Origin of the sequence: Posidoniimonas corsicana (assembly GCF_007859765.1) — a bacterium.
GTDB classification, from domain to species: domain Bacteria; phylum Planctomycetota; class Planctomycetia; order Pirellulales; family Lacipirellulaceae; genus Posidoniimonas; species Posidoniimonas corsicana.
This window is the reverse complement of record NZ_SIHJ01000004.1, coordinates 115,251-134,555: the sequence shown is the minus strand read 5'-3', so window position 1 is coordinate 134,555 and position 19,305 is coordinate 115,251. Positions and strand designations below refer to the sequence as shown.

The following is a 19,305-nucleotide window of genomic DNA, read 5'->3' as shown; positions in this document are numbered from 1 at the left end:
CGGGCGGCGGTCAACAGATGCGCCGCCGCCACGGCGTTGGGACCCCCGGCCGTGGACCGCGTCCCGCCCCCAAGGACCCGCTATGGATTGCCTCGTCTGCCACGCTTCTAGACTCCGCGACCTGCCGATCGCCGTGCTTCTTGCTGCGGCCGTCTTTGCTATGCCGGCGGCCACGGCCCACGCCGGCGACGACCTGCAGTACAACCGAGACATCCGTCCGATCCTGGCGGAGAACTGCTTCGCGTGCCACGGCGCCGACAGCGCAGCCCGCAAGGCGGGCCTGCGGCTCGACCAACGGGACGCGGCGATTGAGCTGGGCGCCCTCGTGCCCCACGACCCGGGCGGCAGCGGCCTGATCGAGCGGGTCCTGAGCGACGACCCCGCGCTGGTCATGCCGCCGCCGGAACTGAAGAAGACGCTCACCGCCGAGCAGAAGCAGACGCTCCAGCGGTGGATCGCCGCGGGCGGCGAGTACGAGCCGCACTGGTCGCTCATCCCGCCACAGAAGGCCGACCCGCCGGCCGTGCGGGACGAGTCGTGGGTCCGCAACGCCATCGACCGGTTCGTGCTGGCGCGGCTCGAAGCGGAAGACCTGCGCCCGGCCGACGAGTGCGACCCGCGGCGGCTGTTCCGTCGGCTTCACCTGGACATCACCGGCCTGCCGCCCGAGCCAGAGCTGGCCGACCAGTTTGTCGAGGACTACGCGCAGCGCAAGGACCTTGCCTTGAGCGAGTGGCTCGACCGACTGATGGCGACCCCCGCCTGGGGCGAGCACCGCGCCCGGTACTGGCTCGACGCGGCCCGCTACGGCGACACCCACGGCCTGCACTTCGACAACTACCGCGAGATGTGGCCCTACCGCGACTGGGTAATCCGCTCGTTCAACCACAATCAGCCGTTCGACGAGTTCACCGTCGAGCAGCTTGCCGGCGACCTGCTGCCCAACCCCAGCCGCGAACAGCTAGTGGCGACCGGCCTGCAGCGGTGCAACATAACCACCAACGAGGGCGGCACCATCGACGCGGAAAACCTGGCCTTGTACGCCGCCGACCGCGTGCAGACCTACGGCTGGGTGTTCATGGGCATGACCACCAACTGCGCCCAGTGCCACGACCACAAGTTCGACCCGATCACGATGCGCGACTACTACGCGCTGGCCGCGTTCTTCAGCAACACCGAGTCGCCGGCCAAGGACGGCAACGTCAAAGACGGCCTGGGCCCGACGCTCAAGGTCCCCACCCAGGCGGACCTGCCCCGCTGGGAGGCGTTGCCGGCCGAGATCGCAGCCGCCGAGAAGCGGCGGGCCGACCACCGGGCGGGGGCCGGACGCGCGTTCGACGCCTGGCTCGCCGAAGCCACCCCCGCAAGCCTGGCCCGCGTCTCCGATGACAACCTGCTGGCGCGGCTACCGCTTACCGAGGGCCGGGGCGATCATCCCCAGAACCTGGCGCCGGGCTCCACCACGCCGGCCGCTACCGGCCCGCTGCGGTGGTCGGACAACGAGGGATCGGACGCGGCGGTGGTGCTGAGCCACGGCGCGACGATCACGCTCGGCGAGAACGGCGACTTCGAGCGCGACGACTCGTTCAGCTACGCCGCCTGGGTGCGGAGCGCCAGCCCCGGGTCGGGCGCCGGCATCGTGGCGAAGATGGACGTCGCGAACAGCCACCGCGGGTGGGACCTGTGGCAGTCGGGCGGGAAGCTGGCGGTGCACATCATCGATAGCTGGCCCAACAACGCCCTGAAAGTCAGCACCAAGGACGCGGTGGTGCAGGCCGACCAGTGGATGCACGTCGTAGCGACGTACGACGGGTCAGGCAAGGCGGCGGGCATCCGGATCTACGTGAATGGCCAGCAGGCGCCGCTGAACGTGGACCAGGATTCTCTGAACAAGGACGCTTCGATCCGCACCGACACCCCCCTGCGGATCGGCCAGCGGAGCATCGACTCGGTATTCGACGGCGGTTCGGTGCGGGACTTCCGGCTCTACCAGCGTCAGCTGTCCGGCTCGGAGGCCAAGCTGCTCGCCGACGGCGTTGTGCTGAGGGAGGCGCTCGCCAAAGACACTTCGCATCGCACCGACGACGACCGCCACACGCTCTTCGAACACTACCTCACCTCACTGGACGCCGACTACCAGCAGCTCGACGCGCGGGTGGCATCGCTGCAGCAGGAGCGCAACGCGATCGACGCCCGCAGCCCGGTCACCCACATCCAGCGGGAACGCGCCGACCGGCAGCCGATGGCCCACGTCCTGTTGCGGGGCGCCTACGACCAGCCGGGCGAGCAGGTCGCCGCCGCCACGCCCGCGGCGCTGCCGCCGCTGCCCGAGGGCGCGCCGGCCAACCGGCTCGGCCTGGCGCGTTGGACGGTCGACCGATCGAACCCGCTCACCGCCCGCGTGACGGTCAACCGGTTCTGGCAGGAGGTTTTCGGCCAGGGGCTGGTCACCACGCCGGAGGACTTCGGCGTCACGGGGATGCTGCCGAGCCACCCGCACCTGCTGGACTGGCTGGCGGTCGACTTCCAGGACAACGGCTGGGACGTGAAACGGCTGTTCAAGCAGATGCTGATGAGCGCCGCGTACCGCCAGTCGGCCGCGGCCACTCCCGGGGTGATCGAGCGCGACCCCGCCAACGCCCTGCTCTCCCGCGGCCCGCGGTTCCGGATGGACGCGGAGGTGCTGCGGGACTCGGCGCTGGCGACCAGCGGGCTGCTGTCCCGCAAGATGTACGGCCCCGGCACGCGCCCCTACCAGCCGGGCGACATCTGGAACGTGGTGGGCCTGCCGGGCGCCGACACCCGCGAGTACGTGCAGGACCAGGGCGAGGAGCTGCACCGCCGCACGCTGTACCACTTCTGGAAGCGGATGGCCCACCCGCCCAACCTCGACGCGTTCAACGCCCCCAGCCGCGAGGTCTGCACCGTGAGGCGCGAGCGGACCAACACGCCGCTGCAGGCGCTGGTCACGCTTAACGACCCGCAGTTTGTCGAGGCCGCGCGGCGGCTGGCCGAGAACACACTGCGCGACTTCCCCGACGACGACCGCCAGGCGCTGCGCCGCGTGGCGCGACGCGTGCTCTGCCGCGACTTCACCGCGGCCGAGCGGGACGTGCTGCTGACCGACAAACAGGCCTACGACGACTACTACCAGGCCGAGCCGGTGGCGGCGGCCGCCCTGATCGGCGTGGGCGACACGCCGCTGTACGACGGGATCGCGCCGGCCGATTTGGCGTCGTGGACGATGATCTGCAGCCAGGTGATGAACCTCGACGAAGCGTTGAACAAGTAGGACCCGGCCGCCAAACCCGGGAAACTCCCCGGCCCGCCGGCCTCGACACCCACCTCCGGAAGCCAACCATGCTCGACCTGGCCACCCGCCGACACTTCTTCACCAGCGGCCGCAACCTGCTGGGCGGCGCCGCCCTCGCTTCGCTGCTGAGCGAGTCGACCGCCCAGGCGTCGAGCGCCGCGGCCGTGGGGCCGCACTTTGCGCCGCGGGCGAAGCGGGTGATCTACCTGCACATGGTGGGCGGCCCCTCGCAGATGGACCTGTTCGACTACAAGCCGGGGATGCGTGACTGGTACGACAAGGACCTCCCCGAGTCCATCCGCCAGGGTCAGCGGCTAACCACCATGACCAGCGGCCAGGCGCGGTTCCCCATCGCGCCGTCCAAGTACAGCTTCGCCCAGCAGGGCCAGTCCGGCATGTGGATGAACCAGGAGCTGCTGCCCTGGCTCTCGAAGAAGTCCGACGAGATCTGCTGGATGCGGTCGCTGCACACCGAGGCGATCAACCACGAACCGGCCATCGCCGCGCTGCAGACCGGCAACCAGGTGCCCGGCCGCCCATGCCTGGGCGCGTGGGCGTCGTACGGGCTGGGGCCGATCAATCAGAACCTGCCGACCTTCGCGGTGCTGATCGCCATCCCCACCAACCGCGAGCAGGAGCAAGCCATTTCCTCGCGGCTGTGGGCGTCGGGCTACCTGTCGGGCGAGCACGCGGGCGTGTCGTTCCGCAGCAAGGGCGACCCGATCCTGTACATCAACAACCCGCCCGGCGTGCCCGACCGCCTCCGCCGCCGGTCCATCGAGGGCATCAACGCGCTCAACCACATGGGCTACCAGCGGCTGGGGGACCCGCAGACCGCCACCCGGATCCACCAGTACGAGATGGCCTTCCGCATGCAGGCCAGCGTGCCGGAGCTGACCGACCTGGCCAGCGAGCCGAAACACACCTTCGACCTGTACGGCGAGGACGCCAAGAAGCCGGGCTCGTTCGCCTATACCGCGCTGATGGCCCGCCGGCTGGCGGAGCGTGGCGTGCGGTTCGTGCAGGTGTACCACAACAATTGGGACCACCACGGCAACCTGGCGGGCCGCATGCCCGAGCAGTGCAAAGACGTCGACCAGCCCTGCTACGCGCTGCTGGAAGACCTCAAGCAGCGCGGCATGCTGGAGGACACCCTGGTGATCTGGGGCGGCGAGTTCGGCCGCACCATCTACTCGCAGGGCAACCTCTCGCCAACCAACTACGGACGCGACCACCACCCCCGCTGCTTCACCATGTGGATGGCGGGCGGCGGCGCCAAGGGAGGACACATCCACGGCGAGACCGACGACTTCTCCTACAACATCGTCCGCGACCCGATCCACATCCGCGACTTTCACGCCACGATCCTGCACCTCATGGGCTTCGACCACGAGCGGTTCACGCACCGCTTCCAGGGGCTCGATCAGAAACTGACCGGTGTGGTCCCGGCGCACGTGATCCCCGAGCTGATCGTGTAGCGTCCTGCCCGAACGGCCACGCAGCCGTAGCGTTGCTGACCGGCCGCGGTCGGCGTCGACCACCCGCCGGCAGCCGGGCCTCCGACAACCGCTAGCCCCGTTTAAGTTCCCTGAGCTTCCCTCCTCTCCACCGAGATCATGCCAAGACTCCTCGCCGCGCTGCTCCTCTGCCTGACGCTCTGCCCGCTGACCGCCGCCGATGACCGGCCCAACATTGTCGTGATCCTGGTCGACGACATGGGCTTCTCCGACCTGGGCTGCTACGGCTCGGAGATCCAGACCCCCAACATCGACTCGCTCGCCGCCGGCGGTCTGCGGTTCACGCAGTTCTGCAACGCCGGGCGGTGCTGTCCCACCCGCGCCAGCCTGCTGACCGGGCTGCACCCGCACCAGGTGGGCGTCGGCCACATGACCGCCCCACCCGGGCAGCCGCTGGGGTTCGAGGGCCCTTACCAGGGCTACCTGAACGACAACTGCGTAACGCTGGCCGAGGTGCTCCGCTCCGCCGGGTACCACACGCTGATGACCGGCAAGTGGCACGTCGGCGTGGACCCGGCGCAGCAGCAGTGCTGGCCGCTGCAGCGGGGCTTCGACAAGTACTACGGCTGCCTGAGCGGCGCAATCAACTACTTCAAGCCCGGCGGCGGTCGCGGCATCACACTGGGCAACGACCCGGTCCCCACCGGCGAGGACTGGTACGCCACCGACGCGTTCACCGACAAGGCGCTCGAGTTCCTCTCCGCTGCCAACCACGCCGACGACCGGCCCTTCTTCCTCTACCTGGCCTACAACGCGCCGCACTGGCCGTTGAACGCCAAGCGGCAGGACTACGAGAAGTACCGCGGCAAGTACCGGCAGGGCTGGGCGCCGATGATGCAGGCCCGGCAGGCCAAGCAGCGTGAGCTGGGGCTGTTCGAGGGCGAGGTGACGCCGGCCGAACACGTCGGACCCCAGTGGGATTCGCTCAAACCGCAGCAGCAGGACCGCCTCGACGCGGTCATGGCCGCGTACGCGGGCTGCCTGGATTCGGTGGATCAAAACGTCGGCAAGCTGCTGGCGCACCTCGACGCGATCGGCGAGCGCGACAACACGCTCATCCTGTTCCTGTCGGACAACGGCGCCTGCCAGGAAGGCGGCCGCCTGGGCGGCGGCGGGCACCGGATGGTGCTCGACCCGCCACTCGAAACCACCGACGGGCCGCGGATCGGCCTCGCTTGGGCCAACGCCTGCAACACGCCGTTCCGCAAGTACAAACACTTTGTGCACGAGGGGGGCCACTGCACGCCGATGATCGCCAACTGGCCGGCGGGCATCCCCCGCGGCGACAGCGGCGGCTTTGTGCGACGCCTGGCCTACCTGCCCGACTTCATGGCCACCTGCCTGGAGCTGTCCGGCGGCGAGTACCCTGACGACGTGCCGCCCTGCGAGGGCAGGTCATTGCTGCCGCTGCTGACCGGTTCGGACGCGCCGATCCACGCCGATCCGGTCTGCTGGGAGCACGAGGGCAACGCCGCCGTCCGGCACGGGAAGTGGAAGCTGGTCCGCGAGTATAAGAAGCCATGGGAGCTCTACGACCTCGAAGCCGACCGCACCGAGCTGAACGACCTGGCCGCGACCAACGCCGACAAGCGGGACGAGCTGATCGCGGTGTGGGAGTCGTGGGCGCGGGAAAAGGGCGTTGCGTTCCCCGAAAGGTTCAACATGTACGAGTTCCTGAACCGCAAGGGCCGGAAAGAGGGCCACGGGTAGCGAGGTTGGCGCCCGACTTGCATTAAGGTCCTAGCGCCCGCCCTGCGCGACCGTTAATAGCAGTCGGTCGTCGCCCTGGGCATTCTTCGTAAGTGTGTCGTTGGGCGGGTTTTCCAGGGCGCGGCGGCTGTGCAGCGGGGTTCCGCTATGAAAGCCGTGTTTGACGTTTCTGGCATGCACTGCCAATCCTGTGAGCAGAAATTACGTGAGTCGCTGCTCGCCAGCCCGCACGTTGACCGGGCCGAGGTCTCGCTCGCCGACGAGACGGCCACCGTGGCCGGCGACGCCGACCTCTCGCTCGAGGAGTTGAACGACCGCGTCGCGCAGGCCGGCGACTATCACCTGGCGCCCACCGATAGCGCCGAGCGCCAACCGGCGCCCCACAGCGACTACCTCGTCGAGGGCGTGGAGCACGACGCCGACAACAACCGCTTTGTCTACCTCAGCGACAGCCGCGAAAGCGTGCTCAGCTACGAGCGGCCCGACGCCGGCGTCATCAACCTTGCGCACACGTTCGTGCCGCCGGCCGACCGCGGCAACGGCATCGCCGCGCGGCTGGCCGAGTCCGCACTAAATTACGCCGAGCAGCAAACCCTGCGGGTGATCCCCACGTGCAGCTACGTGCGGAGCTACCTGGAGGACAACCCGCGTTACCAGTCGCTGACCAACGGCAAGAAGCAGCAGGCCGACGACCACGAGGGCGAGCCCTCCGACGCCAGCCAGCACAACCACCACAGCGACGCCTCGCACGATCACGACCACGCCGACCACCACCGGTCGTGGCTGGCCACCTACAAACCGCTGCTGCTGATCATCGGCTACCTGATCGGCGGCACGGCCATCGCCGGCGCGGCGGCGGGCGTCTGGTCGGCCGGGTTCCTGATGAGCGTGTTCATGGGGCTGTTCTTCGTAGCGTTCTCGTTCTTCAAGATGCTCGACCTGGCGGGCTTCGCCGAAGCCTACACCTCGTACGACCTGATCGCCGCTCGCTGGCTGCCGTATGCGTACGTCTACCCATTCATCGAACTGGGCCTGGGCGTGGCGTACCTGCTGCAGGTGTGGCCGGTTGCCGTGAACGCGGCCACGCTCGCCGTGATGCTGGTCAGCACCGCGGGCGTAGTAAACGCCGTGGCCCGCGGCCGCGACATCCAGTGCGGCTGCCTGGGCACGATGTTCGACCTGCCGATGAGCACCCTCACCATCGTCGAGGACGGCACGATGGCCGTGATGGCCGCCGTGATGCTGGTGATGCTGCTGGCGTAGTCGCACGTCGGCTCAGACCTCCTCGTCGACAAAGGTGATGTGGCGGAAGTAGTTCTGGCCCTCGAACGACACGCCCAGCGCGCCGATCACGATGCCCACCGACGAGACAAACCCCGCGAACCCCACGTAGTTGCCCCACCCGGCGCGGCCCTCGAGCGTCGGCGCCCACGACGCCACCAGCCCCGCGTCGAACAGCGCGAGGGTCACTGCCAGCGTCAGCAGGTACAGCACCGTGTAGGTAGTTAGGATGCCGGCCGCGACAATCGCGATGGTGGTCAGGTTGGTGGTCACCACCTGCTCGCTGAGCCCCCCGGTCCGCCCGCGGAGCAGCAGGTTCTGCCGGCTCAGCACGTAGTAGATCGTCACCGCCATGCTCACGAGCGTTAGCCCAACCACGGTCGCCGCCGGCTGCCGCGTGCCGAGCTCCCACGCCTCGGCGGTCATCACCAGCACCAGCACGGTGGTCACCGCGGCGATGGTCAGCCGCGTCAGCCGCAGCGGCATCTGCCAGGGCTGCGCCTGACGCACGCCGTTGATAATCTCGTGTCGGTTCCGCCAGCCCGCCTTAGCGTAGAATCGCACCGGGCCCTGCCGCGCGGCGGTGGTCTCCTCCTCCAGCCGGGGGTCGGCGGTTTGCTGCAGGGTCTCGCGCAGGCGTTCCCACTGCTCGGGCAGCAGCGGCTGCGCGTCGTCCAGGTCGGCCACCACCTGGAAGCTGCTCATCACACGCCCTGCGGTTTCATCGATCGCCAGGCCGCATAGCCTCCCCAGGCCCCGCAGCACCAGCACGCTCAGCCGCCGGGCGAGGCTCGCCACGCGTTGCTCCGTGCCCACCCCGGGGTCGCCCGCGCGGGGGTCGACCCGCGCCGTGGAGATCACCGCCGAATCCAACGAGCGCGACACGCACTCCCACGCGTGGTCACGCTGCCGCGCGAGCAGGTCGGGCGCGACGAACACAAACACGTAGTCCCAGCCGCGGAGGTCCCGCTCCTCGCGGGCCCAGGACAAGTGCTCCACCGCCTCGCCCTGCCACGGCGACGCGGGCGACTCGCGGACCTCCAGCGGCAGCCGCCACTCGAACTCCGGCAGTTGCTCGGCCAGCAACGCGGCGACCTCGCTGTGCGCGGCGCGGATGGCCTGCTTATCGGGCTCGTCGAGGTTCTCGCTGACGAGCCACCCGACCTCCACCACCGGGCGGCGGGCGGTTGACGGAGCGCCCTCTCGAGCATCAACGGCGGCGGGCTGCAGGACAGACGACATCGGCTACCTGGGGAGAAAACACGTGACGTTCCTGCCCCAGCAAGTGCAAACCAAAGGCCAGCTGCCCGACAGCGATGACAGGCCACCAAACTGGCCCAACCTCAATCAACCTGACGCCCACCCGCACGGCCTGACGCCCGCGCAGCCACCCGCCGGCCGGGGTTATGTCCGAATCGTTTTGTCCAAAAACACGCGCGAAGCGGACAAAACTCCGGGCGCATCTCGGCCCCGATCCTCACTTAAGTCTTTTCTAAAAGCCGTTTACAGCTAATCCCGTGAATACTGGAGCCGGGGTTTTGTCCGATTCCGTCGATCACCTGCGGACTCAATTCCGCCACGCCCCAGCGGTAAAACACGGGCGGCAGAGTCTGCCCGTCTACTAATTAGATCGCGCTGGGTGGCCGGTTTCTACGGAAAACGGCGGAGAAGTGGCGGCGTGAGAACGCGTGTGAAGCGTCCGGCGAACCAAATGCCCCGTTCTGATGCCGTACTGCCGGACAAGCCGCGGCAGCGTCGCCGTGGGAACGCCACCAGCCGGCTCTGACACGCCACCACCAATCGATACACTCGGCGTTATGCCCGACTCTCGACTCGCCAAGCAGCTCGCGTTCCTCATGGAAGCCGACGCTCTCAAGGGCGTGCTGCGCCAGTCCCCCATCGCCGACGGCAGCCGGCGGGAGAACTCGGCCGAGCACTCTTGGCACCTCGCCCTGTTCGCCATGACCCTGGCGGCCGACCACCCCGAGGTGAACCCCTCGCGGGCGATCGCCATGCTGCTGCTGCACGACCTCGTTGAGATTGACGCCGGCGACAACCCGTTCCACGGCACGGTCGACGCCGCGAAACAGGCCCAGGCCGAGGCCCGAGCCGCCGACCGCCTCTTCGGCCTGCTCCCCAACGATCTCCGCGACCAGTACCTTGCGCTCTGGCAGGAATTCGAAGCCTCCGAGTCGCGCGACGCCCAGTTTGCCAAAGCCCTCGACCGCCTGCAGCCGCTGCTCCTTAACACCACGAACGCCGGCGGCACCTGGAACGAGAACCACGTGACCCAGGACCAGGTCCACACCCGCTACGGCCCGGTCATCGAGCGCGGCTCGCCCGATTGGTGGGCCCACGCCAAAGCGCTCGTGGCCGAACACTTCGGCCCAACCAAGAATGGCACGCGTCCGTGAGGATCAGAAGTTCCCGTACTCACGCGGACCAATCCCGCCGGTTCCCGCTAGCCAAAATCTACTCTTCTCGAAACTCAAGCCGCGCGGATGCGAAGGCGCCACAACGCAGCGAACTCAACCGCAACCAGCTACCAGGCCGATCGTACGCCGCGGCTGGTCATTCGGAGGGTCATCGCTAAGGTCTTAGCAGTTCCCCCAACCGACTATCTCTCCCCATGAACGCCCCCCCGCCCCGCGAGATCGAGGTCTTCTACGACGGCGACTGCCCGCTCTGCCAGCGGGAGATCGCCATGCTCCGCCGCTGGGACAAGCGGGAGCGGATCGAGTTCACCGACATCGCGGCGCCCGGCTTCGACCCGGGCCCGCTGGGCGTCGACATGCCGACGCTGATGGCCGAGATCCACGGCCGCCTGCCCAGCGGCGAGCTGATCCGGGGGGTGGAGGTCTTCCGGCGGCTCTACTCGGCGACCGGCTGGGGGCTGCTGGTGGCGCCCACCCGCCTGCCGGTTGTGCGGGGCCTGCTGGATATGGCCTACCGGTTCTTCGCCCGCCGGCGGCTGTGGCTGACCGGCCGCTGCGACGACGGCGCATGCAGCCGCGGGTAATCCCGCATCCACGCCCCCCACGCGTGGTGAACAACCGTCAAATCCCCGCGATCTAGCTTGCGGCAAGTCGCTCTGCGGAGTTGTGCAGCGTGGAAACCACCTTCGGCTCGTGCAACGGGCCTACGGTTTCGCACCCACCTGCTGGACTACTCAACTACCGCTTTGCCTGGAGACCGCCCATGTCAATCCGCACCAAACTCCTGACCGCTATTGCCTGCCCGTTACTGGCTTTGCTGATCGCCTCGGCCAGCATCGTGTGGGGCTCGTGGGGCGAGTCGAGCGAGATGAACACCATCCAGGATCTCGCCGGCTTCGCCACGCGCATCAGCGCGCTGGTGCACGAGACCCAGAAGGAGCGGGGCGCCACCGCGGGCTTCCTCGGCAACCAGAGCGACGAGTTCGCCCACCGGCTTGACGAGCAGCGCAAGCTGACCGACGCCCGCGTCGAGGAGCTGAACGACTACCTCACCGGCTTCTCGCCCAGCCGGCACGGCGAGGACTTCTCGCAGGAGGTCGAGGCCGGCCTAACGATGCTCTCGCAGCTGGACGCCAAGCGGCGGGCCATCTCGGCGCTCGGGCTGCCGACCGACGAGGCGATCGGCTACTACACCCAGATGAACGGCCGTCTGCTCAACGCGGTCGGCAAGACCGCGCTCGCCACGACCGACGGCGCCATCGCGGTCCGCACCGGCGCGTACGCGTCGTTCCTGAAGTCGAAGGAGCGGGCGGGGATCGAGCGGGCGGTGCTCGCCAACACCTTCGCCAAGGACCAGTTCGGCCCCGGCATGTACGAGAAGTTCACCGACCTGGTGGCGCTGCAGAACGTGCTGCTGAACGAGTTCCTGAACCTGGCGCCTGCCCAGGACCGCGCGTTCTACGAGGACAAGCTGTCGGCGCCGGCAGTCGCGCAGGTGGAGGACTTCCGCCGCAGCGCCGCCGAGCACGCCCAGACCGGCGGCTTCGGCCGCGACGCCGGCGAGTGGTTCGACACCATCACCGCCAAGATCAACCTGCTGAAGGAGGTTGACGACTACCTGGCCGCCGAGCTGCTGAGCGAGGCCGGCGCCAAGGCCCGGGCCGCGTCGACGCGGCTGGTCACCGTGCTCACCGCTTCGCTGCTGGTCGCGGCGGCGGTCGCCGTGGCGGGGACGCTGTCGGTGCGGTCGGTGCTGCGTCGGATCGCCGGCCTGACCGAACGCGTTAAGGACATCGCCGAGGGCGAGGGCGACCTCACCCAGCGGCTGGAAGTCAACAACGACGAGCTGGGCCGCCTGTCCGGCTGGTTCAACGCCCTGATCGAGAAGATCGAGTCGGTGATCGTCAGCATGGCGGGCACGTCGCACCAGCTGGCGGCGGCCTCGGAGCAGCTGCTCTCGACCGCCAACGGGCTGATGGAGGGCGCCGGCGAGTCGAAGCACCAGTCGACGTCGATCTCGGCGGCCGCCGAGGAGATGTCGCTCACGATGAACCAGACCGCGTCGGCCACCGAGGAGATGTCGGTCGGCATCGCGAACGTGACCGAGAGCATCGACGCCATCCGCAAGTCGATCGAGCAGATCGCCGAGCGGTCTTCCCAGTCGGCCGACGTCGCGCGGTCGGCGACCGAGCGGGTCGAGGGGGGCAACGCCCAGATCGGCCAGCTCGGCTCGGCCGCCAGCGAGATCGGCAACGTGATGGACGTGATCCAGGACATCGCCGAGCAGACCAACCTGCTGGCCCTCAACGCCACGATCGAGGCCGCCCGCGCCGGCGAGGCCGGCAAGGGCTTCGCCGTGGTGGCCACGGAGGTCAAGGAGCTGGCCAAGCAGACCGCCGAGGCGACCGACGGCATCCGCGCCCGGGTGCTGTCGATGCAGCAGTCCACACAAGAGACGGTCACCACGATGGCCGACATCGACCAGGTGATCCGCCAGATCAACGAGGTGTCCGAGGCGATCGCCAAGGAGGTGGGCCAGCAGTCCGAGAGCGTGGCGACCATCGCCGCCAACATGCAGCAGTCGTCCGCGGCGTCGCAGACCATCGCGACCGGCGTCAGCGAGTCGGCCGTGGCGAGCAAGGAGATCACCCGCAGCGTGTCGGCGGTGGACAACCAGCTCAGCTCGACGCTCGACGGCGCCCAGTGCACGCAGTCGGCCGGCGCGTCGGTCGCGGAGCTGGCCGCCGACCTGCAGAAGCAGGTCTCGCAGTTCAAGACCCGCTAAGCCAAGCGGACAATCGCAGAACCTCCGCAGCCGGCCGGGCGCAGACGCGCCCGGCCGGCTGTTGGTATGTTGGGGGCTCCTGCCTGCTGCCGACAGGCCCGCCCCCGGCGCCTACCAGCCCCCCGCCGCCATGCTTGCCAAACGTGTGATCCCCTGTCTGGACGTCGACCGCGGCCGGGTCGTGAAGGGCACCAACTTCGTCAACCTGGTTGACGCCGGCGACCCGGTGGAGGTCGCCAAGCGGTACGAGTCCGAGGGCGCCGACGAGCTGGTGTTCCTGGACATCACCGCCAGCCACGAGAGCCGCGACATCACCGCCGACATGGTCCGCCACGTAGCGGAGGTGGTGTTCATGCCGTTCACCGTAGGGGGCGGCATCCGCACGCTGGAGGACGCCCGGCGGCTGATCCAGGCCGGCGCCGAGAAGGTCAGCATCAACTCGGCCGCCGTCAAGACGCCCGAGGTGGTCACGCAGATCTCCCGCGCGTTCGGCAGCTGCGCGACCGTGGTGAACATCGACCCCAAGCGCGTGCAGCGCGACGGCCGCGAGGTGTGGGACGTGCACATCAACGGCGGCCGCCTGCCGACCGGGCTAGAGGCCGTGGCCTGGGCCCAGGAGGTCGAGCGACTGGGCGCCGGCGAGATCGTCCTGACCTGCATGGACCGCGACGGCACCAAAGACGGCTACGACCTGGAGATCACCCGCGCCGTCAGCGAGGCGGTCGGCATCCCGGTGGTCGCGTCCGGCGGCGCCGGCGGCCCCCAGCACCTGGCCGAGGCGGTCACCGCCGGCAAGGCCGACGCCGCCCTGGCGGCCAGCATCTTCCACTTCGGCGAGTACACGATCGAAGAAACGAAGCGCGTGATGCGCGACTACGGGGCGCCGGTGCGGCTGTAGCGGCCCGCGGGTGAACCTTGGGCCCGCGGGGGGCCTCTACTGGACACCCCCTCACCTCACCGCCCCGTCCCGCCCATGCGCCCCCTCTTCGACGCCTACCGACAAGCCTACAGCGGCCTGCCGCGCGAGGTGTGGATGCTCTCGGCGCTGATGTTCGTCAGCCGCTGCGGGTCGACCGTGCTGCCGTTCCTGACCATCTTCCTAGTTAAGGTCAAAGGGTTCGAGCCGGAAGTCGCGGTCCAGTTCCTGGCGGTGTACGGCGTCGGCGGCATCCTGGGATCGCTGCTGGGCGCCCGGCTGTGCGAGTGGTTCGGCCCGCTGCGGACGCTCCTGGCGTCGCTCGTGCTGCGGGCGCCGGGCTACCTGATCATGCCGCATTTCGACTCGGGCGCCGCGATCGGCCTGGCGCTGCTGTACGTGAGCCTAATCGCCGAGATGAGCCGCCCCGCCATCGCGATCGCCACCACCGACTACAGCCCGGGCGATGCGCTCGCCAAGAGTTTTGCGCTCAACCGGCTGGCGGCCAATCTGGGGTTCTCCATCGCCCCGGCGGTGGGCGGCTTGCTGGCGGCCGCGGGCTACTGGGACGCGATGTTCTGGGTGAACACGGTCACGCCGCTGCTGGCCGCGGCCGCCGAGCTGTGGTCCTTCGGGCTCCACGAGCCGCCGCACATCGCCCAGGACCGGCGGGAGTTCCGCGGCCTGGCCGGGCCGTGGTCCGACCGGCACTACCTGTGGTTCCTGGCGCTTCAGCTGCTGTCTGGGGTCGTGTTCTTCCAGATGATGAGCACCTACCCGCTGTACCTCTCTGAGCAGGTGCACATGAGCGAGGACCAGATCGGGTTCCTGTTCGTGATCAACACCTCGCTGATCGTGCTGCTGGAGATGCTGGTCACCGACCGGCTGCGGGGGCGGTCCGCCATCAACCTGGTGAGCCTGGGCGTCTGCCTGCTGTGCCTGGGGTTCGGCGGCACCGTGCTGGGCGGCGGGGCGGGCGCCATGGCGGCCCTGGCCGTGGTGTGGACGGCCGGCGAGATGCTCAGCGCCCCGTTCGCCATCACCTACGCCGCCGAGCGGGCGGCCGGACGCAACCGCGCCGCGTACCTCGGCCTGAACTCCGTGGTGTTCTCGGTGTCGGCGGTCGGCGCGCCGCTGATCGGCGGGCTGCTGTACGCCATCGACCCGCAGCTGGTGTGGTGGTGCTGCCTGGCCATGGCCGTCGCGTTGCCCCTCGGCTACTGGGTGCTGGCCCGGCAAGACGCCAAACAGGCCGAGGCCGCAGCGGCCGGGCCCCAGTAGCCCCCAACCGCCGCGTCGGCCGCCCGTCGAGGCTGGCTCGGAAGCGGGCAGATTCCTGCCGCCGGAGGTCCACCTTGGGGGTTCTTCCGTGTATGCTGGGGGTTTCCCGGCACGGGGCACGGGGAGAGTCCCTCTGCGGGACGAGACTGCTAGGCAAGAGGAGAGCGACCGATGGCGAGTGTCGCCGAGGCCGTCAAGAGCGGCCTGATCCCAAACACGGCCGATCTTGAGGTCAACAAGCTGTTCCGGGCCTGCGTCAAGCAGGAGGCCTCCGACCTGCACCTGAAGGTCGGCAAGCCGCCGATGATGCGGGTCGGCGGCACGCTGCGGGCGCTCAACTCTCCGCCCATCCGCGACGAGGAGATGCTGCACCTCCTCTACCCGCTGATGAACGACCGCAGCCGCAAGATCTTCGAGCGGGACGGCGGCGCCGACTTCGCCCACACGGTGGCCGTCGACGGCACCGAGTGGCGGTTCCGCGTCAACCTGCTGCAGCAGCTGGGCCACATGGGCCTGGTCGCCCGGCGGGTCAACAACTTCATCCCCGACTTCGAGGGCCTGTACCTGCCCTCCACGGTCGAGAACCTCTGCAAGTTCGACCAGGGCATGATCCTGCTGGCGGGCGTTACGGGTTCCGGCAAGAGCACGACCATCGGCTCGATGCTCAACTGGATCAACCGGCACTACCGCAAGCATATCCTCACGCTAGAGGACCCGATCGAGTTCGTGTTCACCGAGGACAAGTGCCTGGTGAACCAGCGGGAGATCGGCCTGGACGTGATCGACTTCGAGATCGGCATGAAGCACGCCGTCCGCCAGGACCCGGACATCATCCTGGTCGGCGAGATGCGTGACAAAGAGACCTTCATGACCGCCATCCACGCGGCTGAAACGGGCCACCTGGTGTTCGGGACCATCCACGCGTCCAGCGCGTCGAGCACCATCGGCCGTATCCTCGACCTGTTCCCCCAGGACATGCACCCCGCCCTGCGGAGCGCGATCGCGTTCAACATGAAGGGGATCATCGCCCAGAAGCTGCTCAAGAGCATCAAGCCGGGCGTCAGCCGGGTGCCGACGGTCGAGATCATGAACTTCACCCCGCTGATCCGCAAGCTGGTGCTGGAGGAGCAGGACTCCAAGCTCGGCGACGCCATCCGCATCGGCGCCGAGGACGGCATGCAGAACTTCACCCAAAGCCTCAAGGGACTGGTCGACAAAGAGCTCATCGACCGCACCGTGGCCATGGAAGTGGCCCCGGACCCCGAGCAACTGAAAATGGCCCTCAAGGGCATCGACGTCTCCCAGGGCGGTATCCTCTGATGAAGCAAGCTGTGCTCCGACTATCCCACCCCGGGGCCCCTCGCTGGGCCCCCCCGAGGGCGTTCTTCGCCCTCACGCCAGTAGCCCTGGCGGCTGTGCTGCTCTGTTGCTCATCCTCGTTCGGCCAGGCGGGCCTAGGCGACGTGCTCGGCGCCCAGGCGGCCGGCCAGGAGCTCGAGGGGGCGAACGCCCGCCGCGCGGCAGACGCCCGCAACGACATCCAGGGCGAAGCCGACGCCGAGGCCGCACAGGACGAGGGCGCCGCAGACGCGCCCGCGCCGGTCCCCGCCGCGAACCGCAACGCCAACGCCCCCAGCTACACCGACAGCGACGGGCTCGCCCGCGGACGGGCCGACGGCATGCAGGACAAGTGGGGCGACGCCCACGCCATGTACCGCGACACCCGGCCGTTCGTGTCGTGGCTGAAGCTGCTGCCGGTGGTGCTGGTGTTCCTGTTCTGGATCCGCACCTGCGACTGGGTGAACCGGGCCTCGCAGATCCACAAGCTGGGCTACGCCAAGTGGAACGGCATCGTGACGTTCTGCGGGCTGGCGGGGCTGCTGATCGTGGCGCTCGTGCCGTTGTACGCGGCCAGCATGCCCATCTACGCCCTGCTGGTGTTCGGGCCGTTCATCGCGTTTTCGATCGTCCACAACAAGTCGGTCGAGCAGCACCAGAAGGTGTTCACCAAGGACTGGTGGCAGTACAGCATGGCCACCTTGGCGAACAAGTTCGGCGCTAAGATCGACGTCGAAAAGCGGGCCGACTACGAGAAGGGCCCGCCGGTCGACCTGATCGCGCGGGGCGGTGAGGACGACCGCGCCAACCAGGCCAACCTGATGACCGCCCGGCTCTCGCCCGGCTACGTGCTGGTCAAGGAGCTGATCGCCGACATGGCCAACCGCCGCAGCGACCGCGTGCTGCTGGACTATGGGCAGGAGTCGGTGGGCGTGCGGCACTACATCGACGGCGTGTGGGACGCCTCAGACCCCCGCGACCGCGAGTCCGGCGACGTCATGCTGGCCGTCATGAAGCAGCTGGCCAACCTGGACGTCAAGGAGCGGTCCAAGAAGCAGAAGGGCAAGTTCGCCGCTGCGTTCAATGGCTCCAAGTACACCTGCCCCATCGTCAGCCAGGGCGTGAAGACGGGCGAGCGGGTGATGGTCTCGCTGCAGAACGTCGACAACAAGGCGCTCGACACGTTCGTCGAGCTCGGCATGCGGGACAAGATCTCCGAGCCGTGGCAGGCGGCCCTGCAGCAGAGCGAGGGGCTGCTGCTGGTCTCCGCGATGCCCGAGGGCGGCCTCACCACGCTGGTCGACGTGTCGCTGCTCGAGACCGACCGCCTGATGCGGGACGTCTTCTCGATCGAGGAGAAGTCCGCCCCGCAGCGGGAGATCGAGAACATCGCCCCCCACTACTACGACGCCGCCGCCGGCGAGTCGCCGGCGACGCTGATGCCGAAGCTGATTCGCAAGTACCCGGACTTCTACATCGTCCGCGACTTCGAGGACGCCGAGTCGGCCAAGGTGATGATCGAGCAGGCCAACGAAGGCAAGCTGGTGCTCACCACCACCCGCGCGAAGGACGCCGCCGAGTCGATGCTGCGGGTGCTGCAGAAGAAGGCCCCCCACAAGGAGTTCTGCCAGGCGATCTCGGCGGTGCTCAACACCCGCCTGATCCGCGTGCTCTGCCCCGAGTGCAAGGTGGGCTACGAGCCGGCCCCCGAGCTGCTCAAGAAGCTGGGGATCCCGGCGGGCAAGGTGGAGCAGCTCTACCGCCCCCCCACCGCCGAGGAGGCCAACAAGCCTTGCAAGAAGTGTGCGGGCAGCGGCTACTTCGGCCGCACCGGCCTGTTCGAGCTGCTGATCGTCGACGACCAGGTCCGCGAGGTGCTCCGCAAGCAGCCCAAGGTCGAGCTGGTCCGCAAGGCGTCCCGCGCCGCCGGCATGCGGACCCTACAGGAGGAGGGCGTGCTGCTGATCGCCAAGGGCAGCACGTCACTCCAGGAGCTGCAGCGGGTGCTCAAGCAGTAGCCCCCGCCGGCCCACCCCCGACCCAACCCCGAGTCCCCGTAAGCCGCGAGTTCCCATGTACATTGCAATCGTAGCCGTGGTCTTTGTCGCCGGCTGGGCGATGACCGTCCGCGAGGGGCTGTGGCACAACCTGCTGCTGCTCTGCCACCTGATCCTGGCGGGCATCATCGCGTTCGGCTTCTACCAGCCGCTGACCGTGCTGGCCGACGAGGCGTCCGGCGGCGAGTACACCTACGTGCTCGACATACTGATCTTCTGGGCCCTGTTCGCCCTGTCGATCCTGCTCCTCAAGACCCTCGGCACGAGCCTCTCGCCCACCAAGGTCAAGTTCCTGCACCCGCTGGAGGTGTACGGCGGCCCGGTGTTCGGCCTGCTGTGCGGCGTCGCCCTGGCGTCGATCACCGCGATGTCGATCCACCTGGCGCCCCTGCCCAAGGACACCATGGGCGGCGCCATCCTGCACGAGGGGGGCGTCGACAGCCCTTCGATCGTCAACACCTCGCCCGACCTGGCGTTCCTCGGCGCCGCGGAGATCTTCTCCGACCCCGCCGGCCTGGGCGACGGCGGCGAGTTTGACGCCGGCCTGTGGGTGGACGACTACGCCGACCGCCGCGAGCGGTTTGAGGGCGTGATGGCCGCCGCCAAGGCGGCCTGGGAACTCAAGGCCAGCCGCTCGGAATCCCGCTAGCCGCCGCCAACAGGCACGAAGCC

The 19,305-nt window shown here is 68.7% G+C and carries 13 protein-coding genes; 12 read left to right on the top strand and 1 reads right to left on the bottom strand.

The genetic code is table 11. The features are described from left to right. The first annotated feature begins 82 nt into the window (after window positions 1-82). From KOR34_RS21835 to KOR34_RS21820, 4 genes are all read left to right on the top strand, one after another. The gene (locus KOR34_RS21835) at window positions 83-3,292 is read left to right on the top strand and encodes a DUF1553 domain-containing protein (RefSeq protein ID WP_146568245.1); all 3,210 of its coding nucleotides are present in this window, start codon (window positions 83-85) and stop codon (window positions 3,290-3,292) included. Window positions 3,293-3,360: 68 nt separating this feature from the next. Then, on the top strand, window positions 3,361-4,791 hold the full coding sequence (locus tag KOR34_RS21830) for a DUF1501 domain-containing protein (protein ID WP_146568244.1): 1,431 nt from the start codon (window positions 3,361-3,363) through the stop codon (window positions 4,789-4,791). Between the two features lie 138 nt (window positions 4,792-4,929). After that, complete coding sequence (locus tag KOR34_RS21825; protein WP_146568243.1) at window positions 4,930-6,540, top strand: arylsulfatase; 1,611 nt, start codon at window positions 4,930-4,932, stop codon at window positions 6,538-6,540. 147 nt (window positions 6,541-6,687) lie between these two features. Continuing rightward, the gene (locus tag KOR34_RS21820; RefSeq protein WP_146568242.1) at window positions 6,688-7,803 is read left to right on the top strand and encodes an N-acetyltransferase; all 1,116 of its coding nucleotides are present in this window, start codon (window positions 6,688-6,690) and stop codon (window positions 7,801-7,803) included. A 12-nt stretch (window positions 7,804-7,815) separates the two neighbouring features. Here the strand turns inward: KOR34_RS21820 and KOR34_RS21815 are convergent, their stop codons facing one another. Continuing rightward, entirely contained in the window at window positions 7,816-9,063 is a 1,248-nt protein-coding gene (locus KOR34_RS21815) for a hypothetical protein (RefSeq protein WP_146568241.1), read from the bottom strand. 575 nt (window positions 9,064-9,638) lie between these two features. Here KOR34_RS21815 and KOR34_RS21810 point away from each other — a divergent pair. The 8 genes from KOR34_RS21810 to KOR34_RS21775 all read left to right on the top strand — a co-directional run bounded on the left by KOR34_RS21810 (window position 9,639) and on the right by KOR34_RS21775 (window position 19,282). Continuing rightward, on the top strand, window positions 9,639-10,235 hold the full coding sequence (locus KOR34_RS21810) for an HD domain-containing protein (RefSeq protein WP_146568240.1): 597 nt from the start codon (window positions 9,639-9,641) through the stop codon (window positions 10,233-10,235). A 215-nt stretch (window positions 10,236-10,450) separates the two neighbouring features. Continuing rightward, complete coding sequence (locus KOR34_RS21805) at window positions 10,451-10,840, top strand: thiol-disulfide oxidoreductase DCC family protein (RefSeq protein WP_146568239.1); 390 nt, start codon at window positions 10,451-10,453, stop codon at window positions 10,838-10,840. A gap of 179 nt (window positions 10,841-11,019) precedes the next feature. Beyond that, window positions 11,020-13,041: a methyl-accepting chemotaxis protein gene (locus tag KOR34_RS21800; RefSeq protein WP_146568238.1), complete on the top strand. Its 2,022-nt coding sequence runs from the start codon at window positions 11,020-11,022 to the stop codon at window positions 13,039-13,041. 130 nt (window positions 13,042-13,171) lie between these two features. Continuing rightward, window positions 13,172-13,939, top strand: coding sequence for an imidazole glycerol phosphate synthase subunit HisF (gene hisF / locus KOR34_RS21795; protein ID WP_146568237.1), 768 nt, complete (start codon window positions 13,172-13,174; stop codon window positions 13,937-13,939). Between the two features lie 75 nt (window positions 13,940-14,014). After that, window positions 14,015-15,238: an MFS transporter gene (locus tag KOR34_RS21790; RefSeq protein WP_146568236.1), complete on the top strand. Its 1,224-nt coding sequence runs from the start codon at window positions 14,015-14,017 to the stop codon at window positions 15,236-15,238. A 171-nt stretch (window positions 15,239-15,409) separates the two neighbouring features. Beyond that, on the top strand, window positions 15,410-16,558 hold the full coding sequence (locus KOR34_RS21785) for a type IV pilus twitching motility protein PilT (RefSeq protein WP_146568235.1): 1,149 nt from the start codon (window positions 15,410-15,412) through the stop codon (window positions 16,556-16,558). A gap of 11 nt (window positions 16,559-16,569) precedes the next feature. Continuing rightward, a complete protein-coding gene (locus KOR34_RS21780; protein ID WP_146568233.1) occupies window positions 16,570-18,594 on the top strand; it encodes an ATPase, T2SS/T4P/T4SS family in 2,025 nt (674 codons plus the stop codon). 55 nt (window positions 18,595-18,649) lie between these two features. Continuing rightward, the gene (locus KOR34_RS21775; RefSeq protein ID WP_146568231.1) at window positions 18,650-19,282 is read left to right on the top strand and encodes a CvpA family protein; all 633 of its coding nucleotides are present in this window, start codon (window positions 18,650-18,652) and stop codon (window positions 19,280-19,282) included. The last annotated feature ends 23 nt before the right edge of the window (window positions 19,283-19,305 follow it).

Coding starts and splice junctions, on each gene's coding strand:
- KOR34_RS21835 (WP_146568245.1), top strand. CDS start 83: ATGGATTGCCTCGTCTGCCACGCTTCTAGACTCCGCGACCTGCCGATC.
- KOR34_RS21830 (WP_146568244.1), top strand. CDS start 3,361: ATGCTCGACCTGGCCACCCGCCGACACTTCTTCACCAGCGGCCGCAAC.
- KOR34_RS21825 (WP_146568243.1), top strand. CDS start 4,930: ATGCCAAGACTCCTCGCCGCGCTGCTCCTCTGCCTGACGCTCTGCCCG.
- KOR34_RS21820 (WP_146568242.1), top strand. CDS start 6,688: ATGAAAGCCGTGTTTGACGTTTCTGGCATGCACTGCCAATCCTGTGAG.
- KOR34_RS21815 (WP_146568241.1), bottom strand. CDS start 9,063: ATGTCGTCTGTCCTGCAGCCCGCCGCCGTTGATGCTCGAGAGGGCGCT.
- KOR34_RS21810 (WP_146568240.1), top strand. CDS start 9,639: ATGCCCGACTCTCGACTCGCCAAGCAGCTCGCGTTCCTCATGGAAGCC.
- KOR34_RS21805 (WP_146568239.1), top strand. CDS start 10,451: ATGAACGCCCCCCCGCCCCGCGAGATCGAGGTCTTCTACGACGGCGAC.
- KOR34_RS21800 (WP_146568238.1), top strand. CDS start 11,020: ATGTCAATCCGCACCAAACTCCTGACCGCTATTGCCTGCCCGTTACTG.
- hisF (WP_146568237.1), top strand. CDS start 13,172: ATGCTTGCCAAACGTGTGATCCCCTGTCTGGACGTCGACCGCGGCCGG.
- KOR34_RS21790 (WP_146568236.1), top strand. CDS start 14,015: ATGCGCCCCCTCTTCGACGCCTACCGACAAGCCTACAGCGGCCTGCCG.
- KOR34_RS21785 (WP_146568235.1), top strand. CDS start 15,410: ATGGCGAGTGTCGCCGAGGCCGTCAAGAGCGGCCTGATCCCAAACACG.
- KOR34_RS21775 (WP_146568231.1), top strand. CDS start 18,650: ATGTACATTGCAATCGTAGCCGTGGTCTTTGTCGCCGGCTGGGCGATG.